General features: G+C 72.7%; 9 protein-coding genes and 1 pseudogene. 2 read left to right on the forward strand and 8 right to left on the reverse strand.

What is annotated here, in order from left to right; all coding sequences use genetic code 11:
• Positions 1 to 9: 9 nt before the first annotated feature.
• From MMF93_RS16955 to pdhA, 6 genes and pseudogenes are all read right to left on the reverse strand, one after another.
• The gene (locus MMF93_RS16955) at positions 10 to 1,095 is read right to left on the reverse strand and encodes a potassium channel family protein (RefSeq protein WP_242752495.1); all 1,086 of its coding nucleotides are present in this window, start codon (positions 1,093 to 1,095) and stop codon (positions 10 to 12) included.
• The gene (locus MMF93_RS16960; RefSeq protein WP_242752498.1) at positions 1,089 to 2,699 is read right to left on the reverse strand and encodes a molybdopterin molybdotransferase MoeA; all 1,611 of its coding nucleotides are present in this window, start codon (positions 2,697 to 2,699) and stop codon (positions 1,089 to 1,091) included. The genes MMF93_RS16955 and MMF93_RS16960 overlap by 7 nt, the downstream gene beginning before the upstream one ends.
• A complete protein-coding gene (locus tag MMF93_RS16965) occupies positions 2,696 to 3,874 on the reverse strand; it encodes a DUF6457 domain-containing protein (protein ID WP_274709471.1) in 1,179 nt (392 codons plus the stop codon). Before MMF93_RS16965 ends, MMF93_RS16960 begins: the two co-directional genes overlap by 4 nt.
• A gap of 3 nt (positions 3,875 to 3,877) precedes the next feature.
• Complete coding sequence (locus tag MMF93_RS16970; protein ID WP_242752500.1) at positions 3,878 to 5,422, reverse strand: dihydrolipoamide acetyltransferase family protein; 1,545 nt, start codon at positions 5,420 to 5,422, stop codon at positions 3,878 to 3,880.
• The gene (locus tag MMF93_RS16975; protein WP_242752502.1) at positions 5,422 to 6,510 is read right to left on the reverse strand and encodes an alpha-ketoacid dehydrogenase subunit beta; all 1,089 of its coding nucleotides are present in this window, start codon (positions 6,508 to 6,510) and stop codon (positions 5,422 to 5,424) included. Before MMF93_RS16975 ends, MMF93_RS16970 begins: the two co-directional genes overlap by 1 nt.
• A gap of 164 nt (positions 6,511 to 6,674) precedes the next feature.
• Positions 6,675 to 7,958 (reverse strand): annotated as a pseudogene (gene pdhA, locus MMF93_RS16980) (pyruvate dehydrogenase (acetyl-transferring) E1 component subunit alpha); the annotation flags it as partial.
• A gap of 503 nt (positions 7,959 to 8,461) precedes the next feature.
• Between pdhA and MMF93_RS16990 the strand changes: the two are divergent.
• Complete coding sequence (locus MMF93_RS16990) at positions 8,462 to 8,890, forward strand: Lrp/AsnC family transcriptional regulator (RefSeq protein ID WP_242757618.1); 429 nt, start codon at positions 8,462 to 8,464, stop codon at positions 8,888 to 8,890.
• 146 nt (positions 8,891 to 9,036) lie between these two features.
• On the opposite strand, the gene MMF93_RS16995 is transcribed toward MMF93_RS16990, so the two are convergent.
• A complete protein-coding gene (locus MMF93_RS16995; protein WP_242752504.1) occupies positions 9,037 to 9,648 on the reverse strand; it encodes a TetR/AcrR family transcriptional regulator in 612 nt (203 codons plus the stop codon).
• A gap of 311 nt (positions 9,649 to 9,959) precedes the next feature.
• Here MMF93_RS16995 and paaN point away from each other — a divergent pair, with 311 nt between their 5' ends.
• Entirely contained in the window at positions 9,960 to 11,663 is a 1,704-nt protein-coding gene (paaN, locus tag MMF93_RS17000) for a phenylacetic acid degradation protein PaaN (protein ID WP_242757619.1), read from the forward strand.
• Positions 11,664 to 11,974: 311 nt separating this feature from the next.
• Here paaN and MMF93_RS17005 read toward each other — a convergent pair whose 3' ends face one another.
• The gene (locus MMF93_RS17005) at positions 11,975 to 13,759 is read right to left on the reverse strand and encodes a Stk1 family PASTA domain-containing Ser/Thr kinase (RefSeq protein WP_242752510.1); all 1,785 of its coding nucleotides are present in this window, start codon (positions 13,757 to 13,759) and stop codon (positions 11,975 to 11,977) included.
• Between the last annotated feature and the right edge of the window lie 246 nt (positions 13,760 to 14,005).

Here is a 14,005-nt window from a genome sequence, read left to right on the forward strand (position 1 = left end):
CCGCACCAGTCACCTCGCCTCGCCCCTGCGCTCGTCCGGTTCGGGGAGTGCCCGTGACGCCCGGTGGATGACGACGAGCCGGTCGGTCAGCGCCAGGCTGGCGGCCTCCGGATCGTCGTAGGCGAGTATCCGGTGGCCGCGGACGACGGAGACGACCAGGTCGTCGCACTCGCGCGGGGAGCGGCCCGCCTCCGCCTTGGTGACGGGGCGCTCCTTGAGGTCGAGTCCGGTGCCCCGCTGGATGAGGTCCTCCAGGACCGAACTGGCGTTCGGGCTGAGCATGGCCAGACCGAGGAGCCGGCCCGCCGCGCTGGCGCTCGTGATGACCTGGTCGGCGCCCGACTGCCGCAGCAGCGGCGCGTTCTCCTCCTCCCGCACCGCCGCGACGATCTTGATGCGCGGGTTGAGCTGCCGCGCCGTCAGTGTGACCAGCACCGAGGTGTCGTCCCGCTGCGGTGCGATCACGATCTGTCGCGCCCGCTGCACCTCGGCACGGACGAGCACCTGGCTGCGGGTGGCGTCACCCTCCACACCCGCGAAACCCTCCGCGTTGGCCGCCTTGACCGACTGCGGGTAGGCGTCGATGACGACGACCTGGTCACGCCCCAGCCCCGTGGACAGCAGGGTCTGGATGGCCGAGCGGCCCTTGGTGCCGAACCCGACGACGACGGTGTGGTCGCGCAACGCGGACCTCCAGCGGTTCAGGCGCCACTGCTGACGGGTGCGGTCCGTCAGCGCCTCGAGCGTGGTGCCGATGAGAATGATCAGGAAGAGCACGCGCAACGGCGTGATGACGAGAGTGTTGACCAGACGCGCACTGTCCGAGCCCGGGGCGATGTCACCGTAACCGGTCGTCGAGAGAGTGACGGTCGTGTAGTACAGGCAGTCCAGGAACGTCATGTGGTCGTCGACGTCGTCCACGTAGCCGTCCCGGTCCACGTACACCAGCAGCACCGTCACCCACAGGACCAGGAGCGCCGCCAGCAGCCGCCGCATGACCTGCCGCAAGGGCGAGACGGAAAGGCGCGGCAGCAGCACCGACCCCTGCCGCTCGGTGTCGCCGTCCTCGCGTGAGCTGCTCAGCCGTCTCACCACGGGAGCTCCAGTACCGTCACGTCCTCCCCCGGGGCCGCGCCACCGGGCGGCACGACGGCCAGCGCGTCACAGGAGGCGACCCCGCGCAGCATCGCGGGTCCCGCGTAGCGCAGCGGGCGCACGCGGGAGCGCACACCGGAACCCTCGCGCCGTACCGGCACGAGACGGGTGTCGCGCGGATGGCCCGGCACCTCGGCGCCCAGCGTCGCGGTGCGCGGCTTCGGCTCCGCCCGTCCCGCGAGGGCCCGCAGCAGTGGTCCGGCCAGCGTCACCAGGCCGGAAAGCGCGGCCAGCGGGTTGCCCGGCAGACCGACCAGATACCGGGGGCGCGCTCCCGGTCGTGCGCCCGTCTCCGCTCCGGCGGCGCCGGTCCGCGTCCGTGCGCCCGGCGTCGCCCCCGCCTCGTCGTCGGGATCGAGTACGGCCAGCAGCATCGGATGCCCCGGCCGCACGCGCACCCCGTGCACGAGCAGGCGGGCGCCCACCCGGCGCAGCGTCGGCTGCAGGTGGTCGACGGGCCCAGCGGCCGTACCCCCGGTCGTGACCAGCACGTCGGCCGTCGTCCCCGACACCGCCTCGTACAGGGCCTCGGCGTCGTCCCCCAGCAGCCGGGTGGCCGTCACGTCGGCACCCAGCGCGGTCAGCCACGGCTCGACCATCGGACCGAGTGCGTCCCGGATCCTGCCGTCGTGCGGCAGGCCCCTGTGCAGCAGTTCGTCGCCCAGCACCAGCACCTCGGCGCGCGGGCGCGCGACGACCTCCAACTCGTCGTACCCGGCGGCCGCCGCCAGCCCGAGCACGGCGGGGGTGACGGGCGAACCGGTGCCCAGCAGCGCGTCCCCCGTGCGGCACTCCTGACCGCGTGGGCGGATGTCGGTGCCGGGCTGCGGCGGCGTCGCGGTACGCAGCCGTGCCGCGCCGGTCCGCTCGGCCGCCTCCCAGCGCAGCACGGCGCTCGTGCCCGCCGGGACGCGGGCACCGGTCGCGATGCGAACGGCCTCCCCGTCGGCCAGGCGCGGCGGGTCAAAACGGTCGCCGGCCAGGATCCCGGGGCGCTCCTCGCCGTCCTCCGTACGGGCGAGCTCCCACGGACCAGGGCCTGAGACGGCCCAGCCGTCCATCGCCGAGGTGTCGAACGGCGGCAGGTCCGTGAGGGCCAGCACCGGTGCGGCCAGGGTGTGGCCCAGCGCCCGGTTCAGGCCGAGCGAGGTCGGCGGTGGCGGTGTGGCCGCGGAGGCCGCCAGACCGACCGCATCGGACCAGGAGGGCGCCGTCTCGTGCGCTGCGTGTCCCTGGCGTCCCTCTCCGCCGCCCGGCCGCTCGCTCTCCCTGGAGGCTCCGGAAGCGTCCACGGGGTGCTGCGAGGCCGGGCGTGAGGCACCGTCCGCGTGCTCACCGCGGCCGGTGTGGCCCGCCTGTGCGGAGCGGCCGTGACCGTCCTCGGCCTGTCCTGCCGGGTCCACGGGCTCCATGGCGTCCTCGCCGTGCTCGCTCCACTGGATACGCCGGATGCGCTTGAGGCGCGGCGCCGGAGGCGGGTCCGGACGGGTACGACCGCTGTTGGCCAGCGCGATGGCCTCGTCGAGTTCGTCGGCTCCGCTCATCGTTCGTCTGCGTTTTCCGCGTTGCCGGTCGCTGTGTCGCCGGTCGCTGCGTTGCCGGTCGCTGTGTCGTCGGTCGCCATGCGGTCGCTCGCAGCCTGGTGGCCCGTCGCGTCGGCATCTGTCTGGTCACCGCTCGTCGGGGCGCTTGTCGGTGCACCTGTCGAGGCGCCTGTCGGTGTGTCGACGGCCTCGTCGGCCCAGCGCCTGGCGAGTTGTGCCGCGCGGGCCGCCGCCCGGGCGACGTCCTCGGGCGAACCGTCGGCGCGCGCCGCCGCGTAGCCCACCAGGAAAGTGGTGAGCGGCGCGGCCGGACGCGCGACACCGTGCGCGGCGTCCCGGGCGAGGTCGAGCAGCGCGGTGGTGTCCACGTCGATGTCGATGCCCAGTTCCGCCTTGACTGCACCCATCCATTCATCCAGCACGGTGTCATGCTCCCTGATCCGGGCCCGTGCTGTGGCGATGTCGTCCCAGGTGTCGCAGTCCAGAGCGGCGGTGGCGACCCAGGGGGCGGACGAAGCGCGCACACGGTGCAGCCTCAGTCCCTCCAGTACGAGACGCAACGGCAGGCCCGACAGATGACCGTACTCGGTGCGCAGGAGCGCCAGTTCACGCCGCAGCGGCTCCAAACGGTACGCCGCGAGCAGCGGTTGGTCCCGCCCGTCGTGCGCGACGGCGGCCTCGGCACCGCCGTCCAGTGCCACCAGCGTGTCCACCGTCTCGCGGGTCAGGAAGGGCAGGTCGGCGGAGACGACGAGCACGGGGACACCGGGCTTCGCGTGCAGCGCGCGCAGACCCGCGTCCAGGGCGGCGAGCGGTCCGCCGCCCGGCGGGTCCTCGCGCACCCAGTCGACCGGGCGGCAGGTGGCGCGCCGCGGCCCCACCACGACCGTGGCCGCCGCGTCGGCGCACGCCGCCAGCACCCGGTCGAGGAGCGTCCTGCCGCCCACCGTGACAGCGGGTTTGTCCGCGCCTCCCAGCCGGCTCGCCCCGCCGCCCGCGAGGACGAGCGCGGCGTACGGGCGGCCGTCGTCGTCCCCGGCCGTGCCCCCGGACGGATCGCCCGTGCGTCCTGGCGGATCGCCCGCGCGCCCGGAGGGAACGCTCGTGCGTCCGGGCGGGTCACCGGGGCGGTCGGGCGGTCCTGCTGCGGAGGGGCGTCCTGGAACGTGCGTCACGCATCAGAGCGTACGGAGGAGCCGTGCGGGTTGCTCCACACAGTCCGCGACCAAGCGCAGAAAACCGCCCGCCGTGCCGCCGTCGCACACCCGGTGGTCGAACGTGAGGGAGAGCTGCACCACGCTGCGTACCGCCAGTTCCTCACCGACCACCCACGGCTTGCGCGCGATCCGGCCCACACCGAGCATCGCCGCCTCCGGATAGTTGATGATCGGCGTCGAGCCGTCCACCCCGAAGACGCCGTAGTTGTTCAGGGTGAACGTGCCGCCCGTCAGCTCCGTCGGGGAGAGCGTGCCCGCGCGGGCCGTCTCCGTCAGCCGGGACATCCGGGCGGTGAGCTGCTCGGCGGACAGCGTGTGCGCGTCCCGTACGACCGGAACGACGAGTCCTCTGTCCGTCTGCGCGGCGAACCCGAGGTGCACCTCGGGAAGCACGACGATCTCGCGCGCCTCGGTGTCCACTCTCGCGTTCAACTCCGGGAAGCGAGTCAGCGCCGCCGTGCAGACGCGGCCCAGCAGCGCCAGCAGGGAGACCGGCGCGACCGGCTCACCGAGCGCGGAGGAGGCGGCGTTCATTTGCCGACGTGCCGCGAGGAGTTCCGTCGCGTCGGCATCCACCCAGCAGGAGGCGTCAGGGATTTCGCTGCGGCTTCGGGAGAGCCGGTCGGCGGCCGTGCCGCGCATTCCGCGCAGGGGGATCCGCCGCTCGGGCCCATCGGCCCGCTCGGCCGTGTGACGCCCGTGCCCACCATGCTCGTAGCCGTCCCGTCGCTCCCCGTACCCCTCCTGCTCGTCGCGGCCCTGTGCCGTGCGCGCGACGTGCGTTTCGGACGCCCGTACGGCGCGTTCCACGTCCGCGCGCAGGATGAGCCCGTCGGGACCGCTTCCGCGCATTTCTCGCAGGTCCACGGCGTGTTCGCGGGCCAGGCGACGTACGAGAGGGGAGATGACGGGCACGGGTGTGCGGGCGGTGCCCCTCGCGCCGTGGTGCTGTCCGGTGCCCCTCGCGCCGAGGTGCTGTCCCGCGCCGTTCACCCCCGCATCCGGGGCCCGCACCGCGGCGGGCTCGGGAGTGTGCGAGGTGACCCGGGGGCGCCGACCGGGCGCGGGGGCCGTCCCGTAGCCCACCAGGACGTTGCCCGAGCCGCCGAAGTGCTCCAGCTTCGGGCCGTCACCCGCCCCCTCTCCTTGGCCGCGTCCGTTTCCTGTCCCCGTGCGTTCCGCCTCTTCGCGCCTGTCGCCGTGTCCGCGCGCTGTCCCGGCGGCGTCCCCGCGGGCATCCCCGTGCGGGGCACCGTCCGACGGGCTCACCGCGACGGTGACCAGCGGCGCGCCGACCTCCACCTCGCCGCCCTCCTCGGCGGCGTGCGAGGTGACCATGCCGGCATAGGGGCAGGGGACCTCGACGAGCGCCTTGGCCGTCTCCACCTCGACGACGGGCTGGTCCACCCGTACGGTCCCGCCGACCGCGACCAGCCACCTGACGACCGTCGCCTCGGTCAGCCCCTCGCCGAGATCCGGGAGGCGGAACTCGCGCACCTCGCCCATCAGTCCGCACCTCCGCCCCGTGCCGCGCCACCGTGCTGACGGGTCCAGCCGCTCTCCCACTGGAGACGTGCGACGGCGTCCAGAATGCGGTCCACGCCGGGCAGGTGATGCCGCTCCAGCATCGGCGGCGGGTAGGGAACGTCGAACCCGGCGACGCGCAGCACCGGCGCCTCCAGGTAGTGGAAACAGCGCTCCGTGACACGAGCGGCGATCTCCCCGCCGGGACCCGCGAAACCGGGTGACTCGTGGACGACGACGGCCCGTCCCGTGCGCCGTACGGAGGCGACCACCGTCTCCTCGTCGAACGGCACGAGGGAACGCAGATCGATCACCTCCAGATCCCAGCCCTCGGCGCCCTCCTCCCGTGCGGCCTCGGCGGCCTCCAGACACAGCGGAACGGAGGGCCCGTAGGTGATCAGGGTGGCGGAGGTGCCCCGGCGGCGGACGGCGGCCCTGCCGATGCCGGGCACCTGGTCGGGCTCCTCGGGGTTCCACTCGGCCTTGGACCAGTACAGCCGCTTGGGTTCGAGGAAGACCACCGGATCGTCGGACGCGATGGCCGCGCGCAGCAGCCCGTACGCGTCCGCGACCGTGGCCGGTGTGACCACGTGCAGACCCGGCGTGGCCATGTAGTACGCCTCGGAGGAGTCGCTGTGGTGCTCGACTCCACCGATGCCTCCGCCGTACGGGATGCGTACGGTCAGCGGCATGGGCATCCGGCCCCGGGTGCGGTTGCGCATCCGGGAGACGTGCGAGACCAGCTGTTCGAAGCCGGGGAAGGCGAACGCGTCGAACTGCATCTCCACGACAGGACGCAGCCCGTACATCGCCATCCCGACCGCCGTGCCCAGGATGCCCGCCTCCGCCAGCGGGGTGTCGGCGCACCGCTGAGGGCCGAACTCGGCCGCCAGCCCGTCCGTCACCCGGAAGACGCCGCCCAGCGTGCCGACGTCCTCGCCGAGGACGTGCACGTCCGGATCGTCGGCCATGGCGTCCCGCAGGGCACGGCCCAGTGCCTGCCCCAGGGTGGCGGGCTTGCGTCCGTCGGCGCCGCCTGCCTTGGGGGGCTGCCGCACTGCTGTGCTCATCGGGTCTCCTCCCCCGTCCTCCCACCGGCGCCACCGGCGGGCTCGCCTGCCGCCAACTGCCGCCGCGCAGCGTCGTTCGTCTGCCCGGCCGCGTTTTCGTCCGTCTGTCCGACCGCGTGCGCGTTGGTCTGGTCGGCCTCGTACTCGTTCGTCTGCCCGGCCGTCGCCTCGGCTGCCAGCTCGGCTCGCAGCCGCCCTGCCTGCTCGCGCAGCTGCGGGGTCGGCTCGGCGTACACGTGGGCGAACAGCTCCAGGGGGTCGAGAGCCGGGCCCTGGTTCATCCGCGACCGCAGCGCGGCCGCCTGCTCCTCGGCCGCCTCCTCGACCTGACGTGCTGCCTCCTCGTCCCACAGATCCCGCTGCCGCAGTTCGCGCTCCAGCAGCGCCACCGGGTCGTGCGCGCGCCAGGCCTCGACCTCGGCGTCGGCGCGGTACCGCGTCGCGTCATCGGCGTTCGTGTGGGCCTCCAGGCGGTAGGTGACCGCCTCCACGAGCGTGGGGCCACCTCCGGCACGGGCGCGCTCCAGCGCCTCCGTGAGCACCTCGTGCACCGCCACCGCGTCGTTGCCGTCCACCAGACGGCCCGGCACCCCGTACCCCACCGCCTTGTGCGCCAGGGAGGGCGCCGCCGTCTGCTTGGCCAGCGGAACGGAGATCGCGAAGCCGTTGTTCTGCACGAGGAAGACGACCGGGGCCTGCCAGACGGCGGCGAAGTTCAAGGCCTCGTGGAAATCGCCCTCACTCGTACCCCCGTCCCCCACCAGGGCGAGGGCCGCCACCTCGTCCCCCTTGAGCCGCGCGGCGTGCGCCAGCCCCACCGCGTGCGGCAGCTGGGTGGCCAGCGGGGTGCACAGGGGCGCGACCCGGGTGCGCCGGGTGTCGTACCCGTGGTGCCAGTCACCGCGCAGCAGCGACAGCACCTCCATCGGATCGAGACCGCGGGCGACGGCCGCCAGGGTGTCGCGGTAGCTGGGGAAGAGCCAGTCGTGCTCCCCCAGGGCGAGAGCGGCGGCCACCTGGCACGCCTCCTGTCCCCGGGACGAGGGGTAGACGGCCAGCCGGCCCTGGCGGGTCAGCGCGGTGGCCTGCTCGTTGAACCGCCGTCCGTGGACGACCGCGGCGTACAGCCGGCGCAGCAGTTCGGCGTCGGGGGCCGCGGCCACCTGCTCGTCCGCCAGTGGGGACGTGCCCGTTCCCCTTCCCTTCGCCCCTGCCCGCGGTGTCCCTGTCCGTGTCACGCCTGTCCGCGCGGAGCCGGCGCGCGTCGTTCCAGTCCGTGTGGACCCGGCACGCGGCGCCTTCGTTTTGGTCCCCGTTCGCGCCTCCGGTCGCGCCCCCAGCACCCGGTAGGGCTCGGCATCGGGCAGGAGAGGGGCCGCGTCGGCGCGGGGCCGCCAGGAGGGGGCAGGCGCGGGGGCGTAGGTACCTGGCTGCTCTAGGACCGTCATGACGAGCACCTCCTCGTGCGGCGGGCTATCGCGTGCCGCGGGCCGGTACGCCACCCGCCGCACGCCTGGCGCGCCGGCCTGCCGATGGCCGAACCATCGACAGGCCGGGACGGTGACCGCGTGGGCCACCCCTACCGATTGTTCGGTCGTCGGCACATTTTGGCTACGGGTGGCCCCAGCCTGTGGACAAACGGCTCGCAGAGCCGTTCGATGACCGCAGGGTGTCCACACAGGGGAGGTGGGGGACCGTGCCGGATGAACAGATGGCCCACGGGTCGCAGGAAGCGGCTCGGGGGTCGCGGGAGGCGGTCCACGGACCGGAAGAGGGGTCAGGTCCGCCCCGCCAGACGGGCGACCGTCCCGAGTCCCGTCCGGACGCCCGTACGGAACCCCGAGCGGAACCCCGTCCAGACGTTCGCCCCGAACCCCGAGCGGAACCGCGCCCCGAACCCCGCTCAGAACCACACGCGGACGCCCGTCCTCCGGCCAGGCCGCTCGACGCGATCGACCGGGACCTGCTGCGGCTGCTCCGTGCGGACGGCAGAGCTTCCATACGGTCGGTCGCCGAACGCGTGCACGTGTCCCGTGCCAACGCCTACGCGCGCATCAACCGGCTGCTCGACGACGGTGTCATCCGCGGTTTCAGTGCGCGCATCGACCAGGAGCGGGCGGGACACGGTGCCTCCGCCTACATCACGCTCAAGATCGTTCAGAACTCCTGGCGCAGCGTCCGCGAGAAACTCCAGGAGCTGCCGGGTGCCGCGCACCTGGCGCTGGTCAGCGGTGATTTCGACGTACTGCTGCTGGTGCACACCCCGGACACCAGGGCGTTGCGCGACCTTGTGCTCACCCGCATCCAGTCCTTCCCCGAGGTGCTGAGCACCCGCACTCTGCTGGTGTTCGAGGAGACCGATCTGGAGCCGGGACCCTAGCGGCGCGGACGAGGCCGGGCGGGGCTGAACAAGGCCAGGCAGGCGGTCGAGGCCCGGCAGAGCTGGTCGATGCCAGGCAGGGCCGGACGCCGCCGGACAAGGCGGACGCCGTCAGGCAGGGCTGGGCGAGGCCAGGCAAGGGTTCGTCAGTGGGTGCGCAGGCCCGCGAAGGCGGTGCGGACCACGGCCTCGGCGACCTCGGCGCTGGTGTCGCCGCCACCCGTGCCGTGACCGGAGGCGGTGCGATCGGGGCGGTACCACTCGGCGATGGAGTTGATCATTCCGAACAGCAGCCTGGTCGCCAGCCGCGCGTCCACGTCCGCACGCAGATCGCCGTCGGCGGCGGCCTGCTTGACCAGCTCGGCCACCCGCTGGTCGAACTCGCGACGCCGTCCCATCGCCCACACCTCGGTGTCCGTGTTGCCCCGGACCCGCAGCAGCAGCGTCACGTACGGCAACTCGGCCATCAGGACCTCGACCGTGCGGCGCGTGACGTGCTCCAGCCGTGCCAGCGCGCGCCCCTCGCCCGCCGCGGGCTCGTCCAGCACCGCGAACAGACTGTCGAGCGCGCGGCTTATCGCCCGGCGCAGCAGCTCCTCCTTGCCCCGTACGTGGTGGTAGATCGAGGACTTGGAGATGCCGGCCGCCTTGGACAGGTGCTCCATCGAGGTGCCGTCGTAGCCCCGCTCGTTGAACACCCGCACGGCGACGGAGAGCAGCGAGTCGGGCGTGTAGGTGTCGCGCTTGACCGTGGGCATGCGGCCGATGCTAGCCGGGGCGCCGCCGGCGCCGGCCGGGGCGTCGAGGGGGGCCTGACCGGGGGCCCGGCCGGGGTCCGCCCGCTCGCTGGGGGTGCGGATGGTCTGGTCAGTGTCCTGTTCAGGGCGTCGGGGGAAGTTATCCACAGGTTCGGGGACCCCCCTTGCACCGACCGATCGTTCGGTAGCAGTATCTCTCACGTGAACGGCACCGGCAACGCCGCGTGCCCGAGCAAGCCCGCACCACCGTCGCCACCCGCACCACCGTCGCCACCCGCATCCCGTCCCAGCTCAGCGAGGAGTTGGTCTGCGTGACCACCGGTACCGGAACGACCACTGCCCAGCTCATCGACAAGCACCGCCCCACCCTGGACCGCGCGCTGGAGGCGATTCGAACCCGCGAGTTCTGGACCCCGCACCCCGAGCACCCCAAGGCGTATGGCGAAGGTGCGGCCGAGGAGGGCAAGGCGGCGTTCGACGCGCTGAGGGGCAGCCGGTTCGAGCTCCCGGGCCAGCCGGTGTCCGGCGCATGGGTGGCCACCGAGGTGTCGCCGTACGGGCTGGAGATGGACATCTCCTACCCACGCGCCGACGAGGGCGCGATCGATGCCCTGCTGCCTGTCATGCGGGGCGGTCTGCCGGCCTGGCGGAAGGCGGGGCCCGAGGGGCGCGCGGCGGTCTGCCTGGAGATCCTGGCGCGGATCAGCGCCCGTACCCACGAGTTCGCCCAGGCCGTGATGCACACCAGCGGTCAGGCCTCCATGATGGCGTTCCAGGCCGGTGGGCCGCACGCGCAGGACCGGGGCATGGAAGCGGTGGCGTACGCCTACGCCGAGCAGGTGCGCACGCCCGGGCGGGCCGACTGGGAAAAGCCGCAGGGCAAGCGCGAACCTCTGCGCGTCGTCAAGGAGTTCACCGCCGTCGGCCGTGGCATCGCACTGCTGATCGGGTGCAACACGTTCCCCACCTGGAACGGCTTCCCAGGATTCTTCGCCTCCCTCGCGACCGGCAACGCCGTGCTGGTCAAGCCGCACCCCCGGGCTGTCCTGCCACTCGCCCTGACGGTGCGGATCGCCCGCGAGGTCCTGACCGAGGCGGGGTTCGCCGCGGACCTGGTGGCGCTGGCCGCCGAGGCGGAGGGCGACGGCATCGCCAAGGACCTGGCCACCCGGCCCGAGGTCCGGGTGGTCGACTACACCGGAGGCTCCGCCTTCGGCGAGTGGCTGGAGACCAACGCCCGCCAGGCCCGCGTCCACACGGAGAAGGCAGGCGTCAACACCGTCGTCATCGACTCCACGGACGACTACGCCGGCATGCTCGCCAACCTCGCCTTCTCCCTGTCCCTCTACAGCGGCCAGATGTGCACCACTCCGCAGAACCTGTTGATCCCCGCCGCCGGCATCAGCACCGAGACGGGGCACAAGGGCTACGACGAGGTGGTGGCGGATCTCGGCGCGGCCGTCGGAAAGCTGCTGGGCGACGACGCACGGGCCAACGCCCTGCTGGGCGCGCTGGTCAACGAGCAGGTGCGCGGACGCGTGGAGACGGCCTCAGCGCTCGGTGAGGTCGCCCTGCCCTCCCGCGTGGTGGAGCACCCGGAGTTTCCCGGGGCCACGGTGCGCACCCCGGTGATCGTCAAGCTCGACGGCACCAAGCAGGAAGAGGACGCGCCCTATCTGGAGGAGTGCTTCGGGCCTGTCTCCTTCGCGGTGGCTGTCGGCTCCACCGAGGAGGCGCTGGAGCTGCTCGGTCAGACCCTGCTGGCCAAGGGCGCCATGACGGTCTCGGCGTACACCACCTCGCCCGAGGTGGCCCGCCAGGTGGAAGAGGTCTGCTTCTCCGAGCCAGCCCAGCTCTCGCTCAACCTCACGGGCGGTGTCTATGTCAATCAGACGGCCGGCTTCAGCGACTTCCACGGTTCAGGCGGCAACCCGGCTGCCAACTGCACCCTGTGCGACGGCGACTTCGTCTCCGGCCGCTTCCGCGTGGTGGAGGTGAGGCGGATGGCGCAGTGACGCCGTAGGGCCCCGCCCTCTGCGGTGCACCCGGCGGCCCACGGCGCGGTGCACCCCGCAGCCCGCGGAACGGTGCACCCGGCGGCCCACCGCGGCGAGCCCTACGCCTCTCTCCCCCGCCCCACAACTGAACAGAGAGTCCCTGCCCCAGGCGAAACATGCCCCGGGTAGCGGAAAGGGGGCCACCCCCAAGGGGCGGCCCCCACCGTGGAAGAGGTCCGCTCGGCTACGCGGCTACGCGGCTACGCGGCTACCCGGCGGCCCCTCGGCTACCTGGCGGCCCCTCGGCTACCCGGCTGCCCGGCGTTCCCTCAGCTACCCGGCTGCCCCGTGGAAACCGTCAGGTCGACCTCGTCCTTCTTCGGGTTGAAGTCGTCGAGGGAGCCCGGGTTCTGGTCGAGGACCTGGTTCTTACCGAAGACGTTCTCGTCCTCCATCGTCACGTCGCCGAGCTTCCAGCCCGCGGCGCGCAGGCAGGCCTTCACGGAGGTGAGGTCCTTGTAGGTCATGTCGGGCATCATGACGTTGCCGTTGTGCTCGTACGTCTCGGTGGCGTCGGTGCACTTCTCCTTGTCGATGGTCCGGCTCTTGTCCGGTCCCTTGAAGCCGCCCGAGTTGGAGCCGCTGTCGCCGCTGTCCCCGCCCTCGCTGCCACCGGGGTCGGCGGAGGCGGTGGGCTTGTCCTTGGTGGTGGGCTTGGCTTCGGGGTCGTCGCCGCCGCTGTCCCCGGTCAGGTTGATGATCACGAAGACGAGGGCGACGATGACGGCGACGGCGGCGAGACCGTATCCGGCCATGGCGCCGGAGGACATCTTCTTGCCGGGCCCGCCACCGTTGCCCTGGCCGGAGCCGCCGGCGGCGTTGATGGTGTAGGGCGGCGGCGTGGAGGGGCCGCCGGTGCCGTACGAGGACTGCGGGTAGCCGTACCCGGCGGGTGCGGTGTTCTGGGCGTGCGGCGGCGGTGTGGAGGGCCCGAAGCCCCCGCTGTTGTACGGCCCCGGCTGCCCCTGCCCCTGCCCCTGCCCCGGCACCTGCCCCGGGCCCGGCACCTGGCCGTGCCCCTGCGGCGGCTGGTACGGCATCTGGACGCCCGCGCCACCCTGCTGCGGCTGGGAGTTCGCGTCCACGGGCGGGAAGACGGCCTGGCCGACGCCGGCGCCGCTGGCGGACGGCCCGCCGCTGATGATGATCGGCGAGGCGCCCGAGGCGAGTCCCGAGCCGCCGATGCGGGTGACCTCGTCGTGCATCGAGTCGGCGGAGGGGAAGCGCTCGTTGGGGTTCTTCTTCAGCGTCCGGGCGACGAGCGCGTCCACGGCCGCCGGGATGGACTGGTTGATGGAGGACGGCGAGACCGGCTCTTCCTGCACGTGCGCGTAGGCGATGGCGAGCGGCGAGTCGGCGTCGAAGGGGAGCCGTCCGGTCAGCAGCTCGAAGAGCATGATGCCGACGGAGTACAGGTCGGAGCGGGCGTCCACGCCGCGGCCCAGCGCTTGCTCGGGGGAGAGGTACTGGGGGGTGCCGACGACCATGCCGGTCTGGGTCATGGAGGTCACACCGGACTGCATGGCGCGCGCGATGCCGAAGTCCATGACCTTGACCACGCCACGCTTGGTGAGCATCACGTTGCCGGGCTTGATGTCCCGGTGGACGAGGCCCATCTCGTGGCTGACCTCGAGGGCGGCGAGCACGTCACCGGTGATCTTCAGCGCCTTGTCGGCGGGCATCGCGCCGTGCTGGGCGATGTCCTCGTCGAGGACGGTGCGCAGCGGCTTGCCCTCGACGTACTCCATGACGATGTACGGCACCAGCGCGCCGTCGATCTCGTCCTCGCCGGAGTCGAAGACGGAGACGATGTTGGTGTGGGTCAGCTTGGCCACGGACTGGGCCTCGCGGCGGAAGCGCTCGCGGAAGGACTGTTCGCGGCCCAGTTCGGTGTGGAGGGTCTTGACCGCGACCTGCCGGTCGAGCACGGAGTCGTAGGCGAGGTAGACGGAGGCCATTCCGCCGGCGCCCAGCAGTGAGCGAAGCTGGAATCGTCCTCCGCCGACCATGCGGCCCAAGTAGTTGCCGGCCGCCTGTGCGCCGTCGTCGCTCATCTGACTGCTTCCCCCTCGGCGGCGCTGCCCCCGTGCAGGTACGTTGAGTGATCCTTTTGACCGTGATACTGGCCCAAGTTTGCCCGGGGCCTCGGTCACGTCAAGCTCGTTGCCCGTTCCGTGACCGAATGCGCATACGCCCTTCGCGAGCGATGTGTCACACGCCGACCGGGCGGCGTCACACGCTCACAAGGGCACGGCCCCGAGCGGTTCACCGAGCCTAGAGGGTGCGGTTCACAGGCTGTG

It is taken from the genome of Streptomyces tubbatahanensis (genome assembly GCF_022699385.1).
Lineage (GTDB): Bacteria > Actinomycetota > Actinomycetes > Streptomycetales > Streptomycetaceae > Streptomyces > Streptomyces diacarni.